The organism is Humibacillus xanthopallidus (assembly GCF_044793955.1).
Taxonomy (GTDB): Bacteria; Actinomycetota; Actinomycetes; order Actinomycetales; family Dermatophilaceae; genus Humibacillus; species Humibacillus xanthopallidus_C.
In genome coordinates, this window is the sequence record NZ_CP084995.1 from 40,063 (window position 1) to 55,391 (window position 15,329).

Sequence of the window (15,329 nt, forward strand, 5' to 3'; positions counted from 1 at the left end):
GGCGTCCTACTTCTCCCTCGCCATCGACGGGGGCATGAGCCGCGACGCGGCCTGGTACTACCCGACGCCGAAGAGCGCGGCTGCGCAGATCCAGGACCGCGTGGCCTTCTGGCGCGGCGTCACCGTCACCGACTGAGGTCGGCGCTCGCGGCTCACTCTCGGTGTCGCGCCGCGAGCGAGCGGGCGATCCGCTCGATGAGGTCGTAGGGCACGGGGTCCTTGTAGAAGAACTGCACCGTGTCCTTCTTCGCCCGGTGCGGCGCCACCTCGGCCTCGAGGTCGGGCTCGAGCTGGCCGACGGGGTAGAGGCCGACGTGCTTCTTCCACCCCGCGAAGTGGATGCCGTAGCGATCGGCGAACATGATCGCAGGCATGCCGTAGCGGATCTTCTCCTCGCCGCCGGGCACGGCTCGGCGCAGGGCCGCGTGCACCTGCTCGAGCACCTCGCGCGGCCCGTCGGGGAAGCCCTGGACGTAGGCTTCCACGGTCGTCGGCGCCGTCGTGCGCTTCGGGTCAGGTGCGGTCTCCGGCTCGCTCATCGCTCCCCCTCGTGGGACGCCGTCCTGACCCCGTCGGCCGGGACGTCGGTGCCATCAGTCTGACCGACGACGGGTCGTGGGGCCGAAGTGGCGCCGTGGTCGATTCGCCGGACAGGGCGGTGGCGATCACCTACGGTGAGCCGATCACCAGGCGGACAGGGAGCACGATGCGCAGTCGCAGGACCAACGGCCTGCTCGCGGTCGCCGCCCTCGTCGCGCTCGCCGCGCTCGGCGGCAACGCTGCACGGGGCTCGGACGAGATCGCGCTCGCGGGTGCGGGGGCCGCGCCCGTCGTGACCGTGACGCAGACTCCGGCGCCTCCCGCGGTGACGACCGATGCCGATGCGACCCGCCGGGCGGCCGAGGCGAAGGCGGTGGCCGACCGTGCGGCTGCTGACCAGGCCGAGGCTGCCAAGGCCGCCGATGCCCAGGCAGCCGCCACCCGCGCCGCAGCGGCCAAGGCGGCCGCCGCGAAGGCCGCCGACAGGTCGGCTCGGGCCAAGGCTGCGGCGGATGCGAAGGCCAAGGCCGCAGCTGCCCTGTGGACCGTGACGAAGGTCGTCGACGGCGACACCATCTGGGTCGCCCGGGACGGCATCTCGCGCAAGGTCCGCCTCATCGGGATCGACACCCCCGAGTCGGGGCAGTGCGGCTTCACGGAGTCGACACGCAACCTGCGCGGCATCATCGGCGGGCAGCGGGTCAGGCTCACGGCCGGCGCCCAGGACGACATGGACCAGTACGGACGGCTGCTGCGGTACGTCGACGTCAACGGTGTCGACGCCGGCCTGCGCCAGGTCAAGAAGGGGCAGGCCGTCGCCCGCTACGACTCGCGCGACGGCTACGGCACCCACGCCCGCGAGACGGCATACGTCAACGCTGACGCCGCGAGCCCGAAGGCCGCCTGCGCGGAGCCGAGCTCAGGTGGCACCTCGGGAGGTGGCTCGACCGCGGGGGGCACCGGAGGCGCGTGGCCGTTGGCCGGCGACAGGCACCCGTGCCCGCAGTCGCGGCCCGTCAAGGGCAACGAGGACTCGATGATCGCCCACGAGCCGGGCGACCGCTACTACGGCGTGACCAACCCCGAGCAGTGCTTCAGCTCGATGAGCTCGGCGATCGCAGCCGGCTTCCGCCCCGCCAAGGTCTGACCCCTGCCCGACCCTTACGGGACAGGTGACGCAGTCTCGTGGTGAGCTCCCGCACGGACGAGATGCCGGATGCCGCGAAGCTGAGTCATCGGTCCCACGCGGGCGATCCGCCCGGTGAGGCCGCGGCGTCAGTCGATCTCGAGGACGCAGGCGGTGCCGATGTCAACAAAGCCGACCCGTCGATAGATCGCGGCCGCGGCGTCGGACCCGGCCGTCAGGAAGACGAGGTCGACTCCGCGAGAGCGGCACTCGGCGACGAGCGAGCGGGTGATTGCGGTCCCGTGCCCACGCTGGCGGTGACCGGGCGGCACGGCGATGCCCATCAGCTCGGCGACGTCACCCCGCGGCGCGGCCGAGCCTGCGCCGCAGAGCCGCCCGTCCTCGAAGGACGCGACGACGATGAGGTCTCCGCGCTCGATGAGCTCGGGCCGCCGCCCCGGGTCCTTGGGCTCGACCGTGTCCTTGCCGCCGAAGCCGGCCGACACGGCCCCCATCGCGAGCGCCAGGTGCGGCTCGGCGGGGCGCAGCGACCGGGCGCGCGGATCGGCCTCGACGACGACGTCGGCAGGCAGCACGAGCAGCGGGTAGCAGTGCGGCTCGAGCCCCGCCGCGCGCACGGCAGGCAGCAGCTCAGGGGTCACCTCGTCGACCCACTCGATGGCACGCGGCACGTCGAGCTCGGCCTGGCGGTCGAGGACCTGCCGCACGTCGTGCTCGTCGAACGACGCGGCTCCGCCGCGGCGGGGCCTCGCATAGAACTGCCAGCCCGTGCCCTCGTCGGCGACGAAGAGCGTGAACGGGCCGAGCTCCTCGACCGTCGTGACGGCACGCGGCACCTCGTCGTAGTAGTCCTCGACGCGGTCGAGACGCCGGTCGCGCAGGGTCCTCATGCCGTCACGATGACAGGTGGCCCGACGGCCGAGCACCCCATTTCTGCGCCGTGGGGGCTGACGGGGCACGTCGGACGCGCGTGACCCCGCGTCGCCCGGGTCACCCGCGTTGCCCGGGTCAGCCCCGCCGCACCGGATAGACGAGGTGTGTGACGCGTTCGCCCGGGGCGACGGTCGTCGGGTCAGCGAGCACGACCTGGCCGGCGGCCTCGGTGAAGTACGGTCGCCCGACCCCGAGGAAGCACGGCACGAGGTCGATCGCGACCTCGTCGAGCAGCCCCTCGGCCAGGCACTGGCTCGCGATCTCACCGGCCGCGACACCGACGTCTGGAGCCCGCGATCTCGCGCGCCCGGGCGACCGCGGCGTGGATGCCGCCCGTCACGAATTCGACCGTTCCTCCGGGATAGCCCCACCCCTCGGGCTGCTCGTGCGTCAGCACCACGACCGGGACTCCGAGCGGGTGCGTGCCCTTCCACCTGTCTGTGATGTCGAAGAGGCGACGGCCGACGACGAGGGCTCCGAGCCGAGAGGACCATCCCCGCCAGTGCTCGGCGTCGCGCTCCGTGAGGCGGAAGGTCAGGTCACCGGCCGCCGACGTCCACGGCACGTCACCCGCCTCGAACCAGTCGAAGAGCGGACCCACCTCGTCGTTGGGCCCCGCCACGAACCCGTCCAGTGACATCGATGCCGACGACACGACCTTGGTCATGCTGCTCCTTCGCTCCTTGGTCAGCTCGTTGGTGCCTGCGTTGTTCAGCGTCCGCCCCGGCGCGCGCGCAGGTAGTCCGAGACGACGTACTCGCCCAGCCGAGAGATGTCGGGGGTGAAGACCCGCCCTCCGGCCCGCCGAGCCACCACGTCGACGAAGCGCGCCAGCCCCGGGTCGTCGCCGAGCATGAAGATGTTGAGCTGCGCCCCCGCCCGGCGCAGCTCGTCGACCTGGGCGACGGTCGCCCGCAGCGTCGTCTGGGTCGCCGGCCAGTGGAAGGTCGGGCGCCCGTCGCTCTCGATGTGGGCGGTCGGCTCGCCGTCGGTGACGACGAGCACCACCGGCTCGGCGTCGGGGTGGCGCCGCAGGTGCCGCGACGCGAGCATCAGCGCGTGCTGCAGGTTTGTGCCCTGCACCCACTCCGGCTCCGCCTCCGCCAGCTCGACCGGCGAGAGCCGCCGCGCCGCGAGGTTGAAGCCGATGATCTGCAGCGCGTCGTGCCGGTAGCGCGTCTGCACGAGGTGCGAGAGCGCGAGTGCCGTCTGCTTCATCGGGCCCCACCGACCCGCCTGCATCATCGAGAACGACATGTCGACGCACAGCGCCACCGCCGCCCGCGCGCGTCGCTCGGTCTCGGCGACCTCGAAGTCCTCGACGAGCAGCTCCACCCCGCGGTATGCCGCGTGCTCCCCGCCGGGTGCAAAGTGCCCACTCGACCGTGGCTCGGGTCCGACCCCCGGTGCAAAGTGCCCACTCGACGTGGTGGAGGGCGCTGCTCCCGTCGAGTGGGCAGTTCCACCCGCCTCTCTCCCCGTCGAGTGGGCAGTTCCACCCGCCCCTCCCTCAGTCGAGTGGGCAGTTCCACCCGCCCCTACCCCAGTCGAGTGGGCAGTTCCACCCGCCCCTACCCCGGTCGAGTGGGCAGTTCCACCCGCCCCTACCCCAGTCGAGTGGGCAGTTCCACCCGCCTCTCCACCCGTCGAGTGGGCAGTTTCACCCGCTCGGGCGTTGCGCTGCAAGGCGTTCGAGACGGTGCGCACGGTGTCGAGGGGCAGCTCGTCGCCGAACTCCCACTGCCGGGTGAGGCCGGTCGGCTCGTCGGCCTGACCGGCGGCGCGGTCGTCGTGGTCGCCACGGCCAGCGGCGTCGACCTGCTGGAAGACGCGGCGCAGCGCGGTCTCGCCGAGCCGCCGGATCGCCCGGGGCGTGAGCCGCAGGCCGTCGTCGCCGCGGGAGACGAAGCCCTGGCGCTCCAGCTCACGCTCGAGCTGGCGCAGCGCCTCCATGTCGGTGGCCGCGTCGGCGCCGAGATACTGCTCCATGCGCTCGATGTCGACATCGTCGAGGGTGGCGCCGAAGTAACCCTGACCGAGCTGCTCCTGCAGCTGCTCGAGGTCGGCGAGCTCGGCGACCGCGTCGACGGCCTCGCCCCAGCCGAGCGACTCGCCGCCCCGACCCTGCTGCACCGGGCCGCGCCGGTCGAGCCCCGGCCGCAGGGCGCGCAGGTTGTCGGCGAGCTGAGACATCTGCGACGCGAGGTCCGGGTCGCCGAGGGCGTCGGCCATGAGCTGGGCGAGCTGCTCGCGCTGCTCCGGCGAGAGCGAGGCCATCAGCCGCTCGGCCGCGGCCTGCCTGCGGGCGAGGGCGTCGATGAGCTCGTCCACGCTCTGGGGCTGCTCGGGGAAGAGGTCGCCGTGCTTGTCCATGAAGTCACGGAAGCGGTCGGTCGTGTCCTCGTCGCGAGCGTGTGCGGCCAGGAGGTCGTTGAGGTCGGCGAGCATGTCCTTGACCCGCTGCATCGCCTCCGGGTCGTTGCCCGACAGCGCCTGCTTCATCCCCTCGAACTGCGCACCGACGACCTCGCGCTGCAGCATCTGCGCGATCTGGTCGTAGGTGGCCTTGGCCTCGGGCGAGTGCCACTCGTGGCTGCTCAGGGCCCGCACGGCTCCGGCGACGTCGTCGGGGATCGTCGCGAGGTCCATCTCCGCGAGACGTGCGTCGTCACCCTCCTCGCCGGCCAGCTGGTCGCGCTCCATCGCGAGCGCCTGGTCGAGCATCGCCCGCACCTGGTCGAGGGTGCCGCCGAGGTCGCCGCGGCGGCGGGCGGCCTCGCGCAGGCGCCGGACCCGCTCAGCGAGGTCGTCGAGCCCCCGTCGGCCGTCGAGCCCGCGCCGCATGAGCTCGCGCAGGGACTCGCGCAGGTTGCCACCGGCCATGACGTCGCGCCCGACCTCGTCGAGGGCCGAGCGCACGTCGAAGGGCGGGGCGAGCGGGTCGGCCCCGCCGGTCCACGGGGAGTAGCGGAACCGCCCGTGCGCGTCCCCCGAGTCGCGAGGCGTCATGCGCCGACCACCCCCACCCGTCCGATCCCGCAACACACCGAGCAATCGTCAAAGTGGGCGGGTGTGCCGAGCGCGGTTGGCAATTGCTCGGTGTGTTGCGAGGTGGGGTGGTGGGAAGGCATGGGGTCAGGCTCCGTAGACGGTGCGGCCGGCCACCGAGTCCTTGTCGATGCGGCGGGTCAGGTGCAGGCCCTCGAGCACGAACTCGACCGCTGCGGCGACCTGCCCGGGCGAGGCGTCGTCGGCGTGCCCGAGCCGGTCGAGGACCTTGGAGAGCCCTGACACCGGGCCGACCTGGGCGAGCAGGTCGGCGCCCGGCACGAGCTCGCCCGTCTCGACGACGGCCCCCTCGGCGAAGAGGTCGGTGAAGCCGGTGAGGTCGAGCCCGGTGAGGCGCGACCGGTAGGTCTCCGCGATCGCGAGCCGGAGCAGGTGCGAGAGCACGTCGCGCTCGCGGCCCTCCTCTCCCATCTCGAACTCGACCTTGCCGAGGAGGGTGGGCAGGACGGTGGGCACGTCGCAGACCCGCGCGACGGCATACGCCTCGTTGGCGCGGGCGGCGCGACGCAGAGCGGAGCCCGAGATGCCCTCGGCGGCAGCGATCGCGAACCGTGCGGAGACGCCGGAGCGCTGGTCGACGGCCGACGACTCACGCAGGCCGCGGGTGAAACGGGCGACGACCTCGAGGAGGTGCTCGGGCACGTCGGCGACGAGCTGGGCCTCCTGCGCGATGAGTCGGATCTCGTCGGCGACCTCGGTCGGGTAGTGCGTGCGGATCTCGGCGCCGAAGCGGTCCTTGAGCGGGGTGATGATGCGGCCGCGGTTGGTGTAGTCCTCGGGGTTGGCGGTTGCGACGAGCAGCAGGTCGAGGGGGAGTCGCAGGGAGTAGCCGCGGATCTGGATGTCGCGCTCCTCGAGCACGTTGAAGAGCGCGACCTGGATGCGCTCGGCGAGGTCGGGCAGCTCGTTGAGGCCGAAGATGCCGCGGTTGGAGCGCGGCACGAGGCCGTAGTGCACCGTCTCGGGGTCGCCGAGGGTGCGGCCCTGCGCGACCTTGACGGGGTCGACGTCGCCGACGAGGTCGCCGACGCTCGTGTCGGGCGTCGCGAGCTTCTCGGTGTAGCGCTCGCTGCGGTGCCGCCAGGTGATGGGAAGGTCGTCGCCGAGCTCGGCCGCGAGTCGGCGGCAGCGGGTGCACGTCGGGCCCAGGGGGTCGTCGCCGATCTCGCAGCCCTCGACGACCGGGCTCCACTCGTCGAGCAGCCCGCCGAGGGTGCGCATGAGACGGGTCTTGCCCTGGCCGCGCTCGCCGAGGAGGACGAGGTCGTGGCCGGCGAGCAGCGCCGACTCGAGCTCGGGCAGCACGGTCTCGTCGAAGCCGACCATGCCCGGGAAGGCGTCCTCTCCCGCACGCAGCCGGGCGAGGAGGTTGTCGCGGACCTCCGCCTTGACGCTGCGGCGGCTGTGGCCGGTGGCCCGCAGGCCGCCGAGGGTCGTCGGGCGGGCGTCTCGGCCCTGGTTCGTCTCGCTGAGAGGGTGACTCACCGCTTCACGCTACGTCCGGATCCGCCCGGTGTCGAAGGGTCTGTCTCACGATGGGGCCGCGCCCGGGAGTGCCGCGGACCCTCGGACGAGGACTCCGCGGGTCGCCGGCGGTCGGCCATCGGCGGGTCGGCGGCGGGCTCGCGCCCTGCTCCGCTCAGAGGAGCAGTGTGCGAGCGGGTTGGGGGTCACCAGCCCCCGGCGGGGTGCGCGGGGTGACGCGGTGGTGCGCGCGGCGTGGAGCGTCGGCGGCCGTATGCGGTGAGGCCGGCTCCCAGCGGATCTGGCCGCCGCCGATGCCGTTCGCCTTTCATGGCCCAACCCACCTCACCACACCCGGGGCGCCCTGCGGAAGAGTGTCGCCATGGACACCGACGTGTGGCGCCAGCGGATCCGCGAGTTCTCCGAGGAGCGCGAGTGGGGCCAGTTCCACGACCCCAAGAGCCTCGCCATGGCGCTGTCGGTCGAGGTGGCCGAGCTCGCCGAGATCTTCCAGTGGCTGAGCCCCGAGGAGTCGCGTGCGGTCATGCGGGGCGACCGGCGACAGGACGTGGCTGACGAGGTGGCCGACGTCATGACCTACCTGTTGCGCCTCGCCGACGTGCTCGACCTCGACCTCGATGCCGCCATGGCGAGCAAGGCCGAGCGCAACGCGACGCGCTACCCGGTCGCGACCTCCCGGGGGTCGAGTGCCAAGGCGCCCGGGCTCGCGGTGGGCGGTCCGGCGCGACCCGCACCGATCGAGGTCACGCTGCCGGTGCTGGGCGTCGACGGGTGCAAGGCAGGCTGGGTCGGCGCCGTGCTCGAGCCTGGCGCCCCCCGGCCGCGCGTCGTCGTCGCGCCGACGATCGCCGAGCTCGTGTCGATGGTGCGCGAGTCGCTGGGGATCGTCGTGGTCGGCATCGACATCCCGATCGGCTTGCCCGACAACACGATTCGGAGGGCGGACGTGCTTGCGCGCAAGGCGCTCCCGGGCAAGGCGGCCTCGATCTTCTCCACGCTCACCCGAGCGGCCTACGCCGCGGACAGCCGGCTGGCGGCCGACGAGGTCAATCGCGGTCTCGTGGGCCAAGGTGTCGGGGCGCAGGCCTTCGCGTTGCGCGACAAGATCGTCGAGGTCGACGGGTGGCTGCGCACGCGCCCCACGGTGACCGTGCTCGAGGTGCACCCGGAGGTGTCCTTCGCCGTCATGGCGGGCAGCCCGATCCTCGCGAGCAAGAAGACCGAGGAGGGTCGCGCCGAGCGGCTCGCGGCGCTCGCCGCCGGGGGCGTCCCGCGTCCGTCGGTGCTCGAGGGCCAGGGGTATGCCGCCGACGACGTCCTCGACGCCTGCGCGGTCGCGTGGACGGCTGCGCGCCACACCGTCGGGCTGGCGCAGCCGTTGCCGGACCCTCCGGAGCGCTTCAGCGACGGCATCGCGGCCGCGATCTGGGCCTGACCGTCGCCCGGCGGCAGCGAGTCCCACCATGGACGCCATGCGGATCACGATCGACGACCTCACCGACCCTGCGGTCGTCGCGCTGCTCGACGAGCACGTCAGCGAGCTGCGGTCGCTGTCGCCGCCCGAGAGCACGCACGCCCTCGACCTCTCCGAGCTCCGGGGCGACGACGTCACGGTCTGGGTCGCACGCGAAGGTCACGTCGTGCTCGGCTGCGGCGCCCTCAAGGAGCTGACCTCGGGGCACGGCGAGATCAAGTCGATGCGCACGGCCCGGGTCGCGCAGCGACGCGGGGTGGCCCGGCTCATCCTCGTCGAGATCCTCGGCGAGGCGCGGCGCCGCGGCCTGCGCAGGCTCAGCCTCGAGACGGGGTCGGAGGCGTTCTTCGCCCCCGCGCGGGCGCTCTATGCCGCACACGGCTTCACCGAGTGCCCACCCTTCGGCCCCTATTGCCCCGACCCGCTCAGCACCTTCATGACCCGCGACCTCTGACGGGCGCTCACGGATCGTCGGGCCCTTTGGGACCCTCACAGCCCGCGACGGCCCGCGACGGCACGGGGCGTCACGACGCAACACGGATTTCACGTGGCTCTCATGCCCGGGAAACAGCGAGGCTCCACGCTGGAGTCTCGGCTGCCACCCGGTTGCCGCGACGGGGCCGCCGTGGCTGCCGGTGTCAGCACCCGTCGACGACAAGGAGAGGCAGCCGTGACCCGACTCAGGTCGATCGTCCACTGGCTCGACGGCTACACCCTCTGGGCCTTCAACCCGGAGCCGTTGCTCGTCTCGCCGCGTGGCAAGCAGCACTGATCCATCCCTCCACACACCATCGTGCACCCACCACCCGCACGACGGACACGCCGCCGGCACGCCCGGCGGCGTGTCTGTGCGACCGCAAGGGACCAGGCCGTCACATGCGAGCGGCCTTGCGCTGCAGGTATTCCCGCTCGGGCAGGCTCGTCGTCAGCCCCGCGGCCACGAGATAGCTCGCCCGGGCGGCGTCCCGGTCGCCGAGCTGCTCGAGCAGGTGGGCGCGCACCGAGTGCAGCCGGTGGTGCCGCTTCAGGGAGCCCGACTGCTCGAGGTCGTCGACGAGCGCCAGCCCCTCCTCCGGACCGCGGGCCATGGCGAGCGCGACGGCCCGGCCGAGGGTCACCATCGGCCCAGGGGCCGTGCGCTCGAGCAGCTCGTAGAGCGCGAGCACCTGTTGCCAGTCGGTGGCCTCGACCGTCGGCGCCTCGTCGTGCACCGCCGCGATGGCGGCCTGCAGCTGATAGGGGCCGACGGGTGTCGACGCCAGGCTCCAGGTGACGAGCGCGGTGCCCTCCTCGATGAGCGACGCCGACCACAGCGACCGGTCCTGCTCCGCGAGCGGCACGAGGGAGCCGTCGGCCCTCACCCGAGCCGGCCGACGGGCCTCCGTGAGCAGCATGAGCGCGAGCAGGCCTGCCACCTCGCCGTCCTCGGGCAGCAGCTCCCGAGCAGCACGGGTGAGCCGGATCGACTCGCGCGTCAGGTCGACGCGCTGCAGGTCCGCGCCGTGGCTCGTCGTGTAGCCCTCGTTGAAGACGAGGTAGAGCGCGTGCAGCGCGGCCGCCATCCGTTGCCGCAGCTCCTCCGCCTCGGGCATGCGGAACTGCGCTCCGGCCTCGCGAATGCGCTGCTTCGCACGACTGATCCGCTGCGCCATCGTCGACTCCGGCACGAGGAAGGCGCTCGCGATCTCGGCCGTCGTCAGGCCCCCGACCGCACGCAGCGTCAGCGCCACTTGGCTCGGCGGGGTGAGGGCGGGGTGGCAGCAGAGCAGCAGGAGGGTCAGCGTGTCGTCACCGTGCGGGTCCGGCGAGGCGGCACCGTCACTCCCCTCCACCCACGCGTCGGCGCCCGGCTCGACGAGGGCATCGGCCGGCAGGGCGTCAGCGTCCGCCCGCTCGCGGCGCGACCGCGCGGCGTCGCTGCGCCAGTGGTCGATGAGCCGGCGCGAGGCGACCTGCACGAGCCACGCGCGGGGGTCGTGCGGCATACCGTCGCGGGGCCACTGCGTCGACGCGGCGAGCAGCGCCTCCTGCACGGCGTCCTCGGCGCGGTCGAAGTCGCCGTAGCGTCGGACGAGGGCGCCGAGCACCTGGGGCGCCAGCGCGCGCCACTGCTGCTCGCCCTCCACCCCGCCATCATCGCGGGGTAGCGTCGGCGCGTGCCACCCGCAGATCGCCCCGCCCCTCCCGACCCGCAGGACGCGCGCTGGGATGCCCGCGCCGCCGAGGCCGAGCGGTCGGTCACGACGCTCTTCGGCGGACGCCTCTTCGGTATGCCGTTCACGCACCTCGCGCGCACCGTGCACCCCGCGGGCGGCGGGGCCCCGTGGCACTACTGGTGGCAGGCGCACTACCTCGACGCCGTCGTCGACGCCGGCCTGCGCTGCCTGCGAGGCGGCGACACGGCCGGCGCCCGCGAGCGCGCCCGGACCGGAGACCGGCTGCTGCGCACGATCCGCCTGCGCAACCGCGCCCGCTGGGTCAACGACTACTACGACGACATGGCGTGGCTCGCGCTGGCCGCCGGACGGCTCGCGCTGCTCCATGCAGCCCTCGGTCGCCCGCGGCCGAGGCGAGGCCTGCGCACCGCCGAGCGCGACCTCACGCGACAGCTGCACTCTGCCCTGACGAGCGAGCTCGGCGGCGGCCTCTTCTGGAACGTCGAGCGCGACTTCAAGAACGTGCCGGCGAGTGCGCCGGCAGCCCTGCACCTCGCCCGCCTCGGTCGCTCCGACGAGGCGCGCGGCATCGTCGACTGGCTCTATGCCCGGCTCTGGTCGCCGGAGAGCGGGCTCTTCCTCGACGGGGTGCGGCTCACAGCCGCGAGCGCGGCAGGCAGCCCCGGCCCTCGCGCGCCGCGCACCGAGGTGGTCGTGCCCGACATCTGGTCCTACAACCAGGGCACCGTGCTCGGGGCGCTCGTCACGCTCGGCGATGAGCAGAGTCTCCAGCGGGCGGTCGATCTGGTTGCGGCAGTGAGCGATCGGCTGACGACGGAGGCGGACGGCATACGGCTGCTGCGGACTCACGGCGGCGGGGACGGGGGGCTCTTCACGGGCATCCTCGGTCGCTACCTCGCGCTCGCCGCGACCACCGACGGCCTCGCCCAAGGTGCGCGCGACACCGCGGCAGGGCTCGTCACGTCGACGGCCGACGCGCTCTGGCGTGGACGAGACCGCAGGGGGCGCGACCGGGCCGGCGCCGTGTCGGTGTGGTCGCCTGACCCCGGCGTCGACGCGCGGGTGGGCCAGCCGCCGGGCGCCCCGATCGAGCTGTCGACCCAGGTGCAGGCTTGGATGCTGCTCGAGGCCGCCGCGGCGGTGGGACCGGCGCCTGGCGCCGTGCGGGGCTGACGCCCGACTTTCGCGACCGATGCGCCGCCTAGAGCGGCGCCACGGCGACCAGGGCTGCCGTCGCGGCGAGGAGGGCTGCGGCCGTGGCGAGCTGGGCACCCATGAGCAGGGCGAGCGTCTGGGTGCCGGTCGAGGGTGCCTCGACGTCGAGGCGGCCGAGCAGGATCGCGTCGGTGCGGCGGCGCACCGGCACAGCGAGCACGAGCAGGCCCACGAAGATGGCGACCTTGACGAGCAGGACGACGCCGTAGCTGCTCGAGGTCAGCGCATCCACGCCCCCAATGCGCTGGGCCGCCTGCACCGCGCCCGTGACCACGAGCACGACGATGCAGTCGAGCGCCAGCCGCGAGAACGCGGGGATCAGCTCCTCGAGGTCGGTCGGCTGCTGACGGGGCAGGATGACGACGGCGAGCGCCAGCAGCCCACCGAGCCACGTCGCCATCGCGAGCAGGTGGGCGAAGGACGTCACGACCGACAACCACACGGGGGCGAGGGCCACAGCCTCCGAGCCGAGCACCATCGTCACGGTCAGTGCGACGACGGCGACCGCGGCTGCCAGTCGGCGCCGGCCCCGGATCGGCGCGTCGACGAGCTCGGAGAGGAACGCCCAGACGGCCACCAGCACGGCGAGTCGCAGAAGCACGGCCACCCAGCCCTCGCGTGAGAGCGCGTCGAGCGGTGGGAGCCCGGTCGTGACGACGGCGACCACCGGCACCAGCAGGGTGCCGACCCCCAGGACCGCGAGGCCGGTGTCGACGAGCAGCAGCTGCCGCCGGTTGTAGGGCCCGTCGGGCCACACGAGCGTCCAGAAGGCGAGGGTGCCCGCGAGCAGGACGAAGCCGGCATAGAGCACGGTGCGCAGGGCACCGACGAGCAGGTCGGCGAGGTCGGGGTCCATCGCGGTCATCAGGGCCTCGGCAGGTCGAGCTGGAGCACGACGAGGGCGTCGCTCACCGGCAGGGGGCGACGGGTGCTCATGGCCAACGGGGCGCCGTCGGCGCACGCCCGGGCGTCGCCCGAGAGCAGGGGGCAGGTGAGGTTGCGCACCGAGTCGCCGCTCGTGCGCACGGCGACGAGGGTGTCGGCGCCGGTCACCGACGTCGTGCTCGCCGGCGCGAGCGCGGCCAGCGCGCGACCCGCGGTCGAGGGCACGCTGCGCACCGTCGCTCCCTCGAGCACGTAGCGCAGCTCGTAGGCCATCGCCGGGGTCGGCAGGTCGACGACGATGCGACCGGTCACGCGCTCGCTCGGCAGCACGACGGGCTGTCCGTCGGCGGTGAGCTGCACCTCAGTGAGCACCGGCCGTGCGTCGGCGAAGTCAGAGCCTGCCCTCACGATCCGTGGCGGGCGCAGCACGACCCGCGTGACCTCGGTCGTCGTGCGGGCCCGCTCCGACACCTCGAGGTCACCCGTCGCCGTGGCGGTCACCGACAGCGTCGCGCCGGGCTCGTCGACGCCGGGCCCGCGCGGGGTGGGGGTCGCCGGGCCGCCGGACGACCCGCCGTCGGCGCTGTCCGGCTGCCCCGGAGTCGCGCCCGGCGAAGCGGTCTGGCCGGGGGTGGAGCCGCCAGAGCCGTCCGAGCTGCCGGCGCCGTCGGAGACGCCGGCGCCGTCCGATCCGCTCGCGCCTCCCGAGGCGGCCTGTTGTGCGCTCGCGGCACGCGCTCGCGCATCTGCCTGCACGCTCGCCGCGGTCGGCGCCTGCCCCCACACCCAGACGGCGCTCGCGCACAGCACGGCGGGCACGGCGATGCCCATCAGGTGCCGTGCACGCGTGCGCGGGTCGTTGCCCACCTCGAGCTCCTCTCGTGCCCCCGGGTCGTCATCCACAGCCCAGCGGCACGACCCCGCGACAGATAGGTCGCCTCGTCCGCTGGGTATGACTGGCGCGTGTCATACCCACATCGCACCTCCCTGCTTCGCCGCGCCTGCCTGACCGGCGCCGTCGCGCTCGTCGCCGGAGCCGCGGCCGTCACGCTCGGTGCCTCATCGGGCGCCGCCGCCGACGGTGGCGTCGTCTATGTCGTGCAGGGTCTGCCCGGCCGCACGGTCGACGTCGCGATCGACGGCGAGACCGTGGCCAGCGGCGTCAAGGGCGCGACCCTCACCGATGCCCTGCGGATCGACTCGGGCTCGCACACCATCACCTTCACCTCCGAAGGCAAGCGGCTCCTCGAGCGCAGCCTGACGATCAAGTCGGGTGGAAGCACCGACGTCGTGCTCCACCTCCCGGTCGACCCCGCGGGCGCCCCCGTGGTCACCCTCTTCGACAACACGAGCACCCCGGTGACCGCCGACAAGGCCTCGGTCACGGTCGCGCACACGGCCGCCGTGCCGCCGGCCGACATTCGCGTCAACGGCAAGGTGTTCTTTGCCAACGTCGCCAACGGGGAGTCGCTCAACCTCGTCGTCCCCGCCGACACGTATGCCGTGGACATCGTTCCCGCCGGCGCCTCCTCCCCCGTGGTGCTCGGTCCGCTGGACCTCGAGGTGAAGGGCGGCTCCCTCAACCGGGTCTTCGCGGTCGGCGACCCGACGAGCTCGTCGATGCGGGCCGTCGTGCAGGTGCTGCCGCTCACGGCCACCGGCTCCCCGGCGCCCGACCTCGTCGACACCGGCACGGGCGGCCAGGCGGCCGGCGACCCCGCAGACGCCCTGCTCCGGGTGCCCCTGCGCAGATGAGACGCGCACGCTCTGTCGTCGCGGGCCTGCTGCTCGCTCTGACGACGGCGGCATGCGCTGGCGGGTCGAGCCCCTCGGACGCTCCGGCCGGCTCAGCGGGTCAGGCCACGACGGCGACGGGGGCGACCTCCGGCGACACGTCCCCGCCCGAGCCTGCGCGGCTCGGGCGCACGGCACCCGGTGAGCGGGTGCGGTTCGAGCCCGAGCAGGTCGTGCTCCCCGGCGGGGAGTCGGCCCCCGTCGTGCCCGCGCGCACTGTCGGCGGCGAGCTGGTGGTGCCCGACGACATCCGCACCGTCGGCTGGTGGGACGGCAGCGCCTACGCCGGTGACCTCTTCGGCTCGACCGTCATCGCCGGGCACGTCGACGCCCCCCGCCAGGGCCGCGGCTACTTCGCCCGGCTGCTGCGCATCACGCCCGGCGAGACGGTCACGGTGCAGGGCGAGGGCCACCGGGCGGCATACCGCGTGGTGTCGGTGGAGGCAGTCCGCAAGGACGCCCTCTCGGCGGCGAGCCCGCCCTTCGACCAGCGGGTCGGCCACCGGCTCGTGCTCATGACGTGCACGGGCGACTTCGACCCGGTGACCCGCAGCTATGCCGAGAACCTCGTCGTCACGGCCGAGCCCGCCGGATCGGCGCGCTGAGCCGC

The 15,329-nt window shown here is 73.5% G+C and carries 16 protein-coding genes; 7 read left to right on the forward strand and 9 right to left on the reverse strand.

Features of this window, described 5'->3' with window-relative positions; translation table 11 throughout:
• The first annotated feature begins 34 nt into the window (after positions 1-34).
• Positions 35-136 carry a DUF427 domain-containing protein gene (locus LG278_RS00165; RefSeq protein WP_404389731.1) on the forward strand — a complete coding sequence of 34 codons (102 nt, stop codon included), beginning with the start codon at positions 35-37 and terminating at the stop codon, positions 134-136.
• A 16-nt stretch (positions 137-152) separates the two neighbouring features.
• Here the strand turns inward: LG278_RS00165 and LG278_RS00170 are convergent, their stop codons facing one another.
• Positions 153-539 (reverse strand): iron chaperone, encoded by a 387-nt coding sequence (locus LG278_RS00170; RefSeq protein WP_404389733.1) that lies wholly within the window; start codon positions 537-539, stop codon positions 153-155.
• A gap of 167 nt (positions 540-706) precedes the next feature.
• On the opposite strand from LG278_RS00170, the gene LG278_RS00175 reads away from it, so the two are divergent.
• On the forward strand, positions 707-1,687 hold the full coding sequence (locus tag LG278_RS00175; RefSeq protein ID WP_404389735.1) for a thermonuclease family protein: 981 nt from the start codon (positions 707-709) through the stop codon (positions 1,685-1,687).
• Between the two features lie 128 nt (positions 1,688-1,815).
• On the opposite strand, the gene LG278_RS00180 is transcribed toward LG278_RS00175, so the two are convergent.
• The 5 genes from LG278_RS00180 to LG278_RS00200 form a co-directional block, all read right to left on the reverse strand.
• Complete coding sequence (locus tag LG278_RS00180; protein WP_404389737.1) at positions 1,816-2,577, reverse strand: GNAT family N-acetyltransferase; 762 nt, start codon at positions 2,575-2,577, stop codon at positions 1,816-1,818.
• A 118-nt stretch (positions 2,578-2,695) separates the two neighbouring features.
• On the reverse strand, positions 2,696-2,827 hold the full coding sequence (locus tag LG278_RS00185; protein WP_404389739.1) for a hypothetical protein: 132 nt from the start codon (positions 2,825-2,827) through the stop codon (positions 2,696-2,698).
• A gap of 55 nt (positions 2,828-2,882) precedes the next feature.
• A complete protein-coding gene (locus LG278_RS00190; protein ID WP_404389741.1) occupies positions 2,883-3,287 on the reverse strand; it encodes a dihydrofolate reductase family protein in 405 nt (134 codons plus the stop codon).
• A gap of 44 nt (positions 3,288-3,331) precedes the next feature.
• Positions 3,332-5,629: a hypothetical protein gene (locus tag LG278_RS00195; protein WP_404389743.1), complete on the reverse strand. Its 2,298-nt coding sequence runs from the start codon at positions 5,627-5,629 to the stop codon at positions 3,332-3,334.
• A 126-nt stretch (positions 5,630-5,755) separates the two neighbouring features.
• Positions 5,756-7,174 carry a magnesium chelatase gene (locus LG278_RS00200; RefSeq protein ID WP_404389745.1) on the reverse strand — a complete coding sequence of 473 codons (1,419 nt, stop codon included), beginning with the start codon at positions 7,172-7,174 and terminating at the stop codon, positions 5,756-5,758.
• A gap of 361 nt (positions 7,175-7,535) precedes the next feature.
• On the opposite strand from LG278_RS00200, the gene LG278_RS00205 reads away from it, so the two are divergent.
• Both LG278_RS00205 and LG278_RS00210 read left to right on the forward strand, forming a co-directional pair.
• Positions 7,536-8,609, forward strand: coding sequence for a DUF429 domain-containing protein (locus LG278_RS00205; RefSeq protein WP_404389747.1), 1,074 nt, complete (start codon positions 7,536-7,538; stop codon positions 8,607-8,609).
• Between the two features lie 37 nt (positions 8,610-8,646).
• Complete coding sequence (locus LG278_RS00210; protein ID WP_404389749.1) at positions 8,647-9,102, forward strand: GNAT family N-acetyltransferase; 456 nt, start codon at positions 8,647-8,649, stop codon at positions 9,100-9,102.
• A 418-nt stretch (positions 9,103-9,520) separates the two neighbouring features.
• On the opposite strand, the gene LG278_RS00215 is transcribed toward LG278_RS00210, so the two are convergent.
• The gene (locus LG278_RS00215; RefSeq protein WP_404389751.1) at positions 9,521-10,774 is read right to left on the reverse strand and encodes an RNA polymerase sigma factor; all 1,254 of its coding nucleotides are present in this window, start codon (positions 10,772-10,774) and stop codon (positions 9,521-9,523) included.
• A 30-nt stretch (positions 10,775-10,804) separates the two neighbouring features.
• Between LG278_RS00215 and LG278_RS00220 the strand changes: the two genes are divergently transcribed.
• Positions 10,805-11,998, forward strand: coding sequence for a glycoside hydrolase family 76 protein (locus tag LG278_RS00220; RefSeq protein ID WP_404389753.1), 1,194 nt, complete (start codon positions 10,805-10,807; stop codon positions 11,996-11,998).
• 28 nt (positions 11,999-12,026) lie between these two features.
• On the opposite strand, the gene LG278_RS00225 is transcribed toward LG278_RS00220, so the two are convergent.
• Both LG278_RS00225 and LG278_RS00230 read right to left on the reverse strand, forming a co-directional pair.
• On the reverse strand, positions 12,027-12,905 hold the full coding sequence (locus LG278_RS00225; RefSeq protein ID WP_404389755.1) for a CopD family protein: 879 nt from the start codon (positions 12,903-12,905) through the stop codon (positions 12,027-12,029).
• Positions 12,905-13,792 (reverse strand): hypothetical protein, encoded by an 888-nt coding sequence (locus LG278_RS00230; protein ID WP_404389757.1) that lies wholly within the window; start codon positions 13,790-13,792, stop codon positions 12,905-12,907. Before LG278_RS00230 ends, LG278_RS00225 begins: the two co-directional genes overlap by 1 nt.
• A 96-nt stretch (positions 13,793-13,888) precedes the next feature.
• On the opposite strand from LG278_RS00230, the gene LG278_RS00235 reads away from it, so the two are divergent.
• Both LG278_RS00235 and LG278_RS00240 read left to right on the forward strand, forming a co-directional pair.
• Positions 13,889-14,680, forward strand: a complete 792-nt coding sequence (locus LG278_RS00235) for a DUF4397 domain-containing protein (protein WP_404389759.1) — start codon at positions 13,889-13,891, stop codon at positions 14,678-14,680.
• On the forward strand, positions 14,677-15,324 hold the full coding sequence (locus LG278_RS00240) for a class F sortase (RefSeq protein ID WP_404389761.1): 648 nt from the start codon (positions 14,677-14,679) through the stop codon (positions 15,322-15,324). Before LG278_RS00235 ends, LG278_RS00240 begins: the two co-directional genes overlap by 4 nt.
• The last annotated feature ends 5 nt before the right edge of the window (positions 15,325-15,329 follow it).

Coding starts and splice junctions, on each gene's coding strand:
- LG278_RS00165 (WP_404389731.1), top strand. CDS start 35: ATGAGCCGCGACGCGGCCTGGTACTACCCGACGCCGAAGAGCGCGGCT.
- LG278_RS00170 (WP_404389733.1), bottom strand. CDS start 539: ATGAGCGAGCCGGAGACCGCACCTGACCCGAAGCGCACGACGGCGCCG.
- LG278_RS00175 (WP_404389735.1), top strand. CDS start 707: ATGCGCAGTCGCAGGACCAACGGCCTGCTCGCGGTCGCCGCCCTCGTC.
- LG278_RS00180 (WP_404389737.1), bottom strand. CDS start 2,577: ATGAGGACCCTGCGCGACCGGCGTCTCGACCGCGTCGAGGACTACTAC.
- LG278_RS00190 (WP_404389741.1), bottom strand. CDS start 3,287: ATGACCAAGGTCGTGTCGTCGGCATCGATGTCACTGGACGGGTTCGTG.
- LG278_RS00195 (WP_404389743.1), bottom strand. CDS start 5,629: ATGACGCCTCGCGACTCGGGGGACGCGCACGGGCGGTTCCGCTACTCC.
- LG278_RS00205 (WP_404389747.1), top strand. CDS start 7,536: ATGGACACCGACGTGTGGCGCCAGCGGATCCGCGAGTTCTCCGAGGAG.
- LG278_RS00210 (WP_404389749.1), top strand. CDS start 8,647: ATGCGGATCACGATCGACGACCTCACCGACCCTGCGGTCGTCGCGCTG.
- LG278_RS00225 (WP_404389755.1), bottom strand. CDS start 12,905: ATGACCGCGATGGACCCCGACCTCGCCGACCTGCTCGTCGGTGCCCTG.
- LG278_RS00240 (WP_404389761.1), top strand. CDS start 14,677: ATGAGACGCGCACGCTCTGTCGTCGCGGGCCTGCTGCTCGCTCTGACG.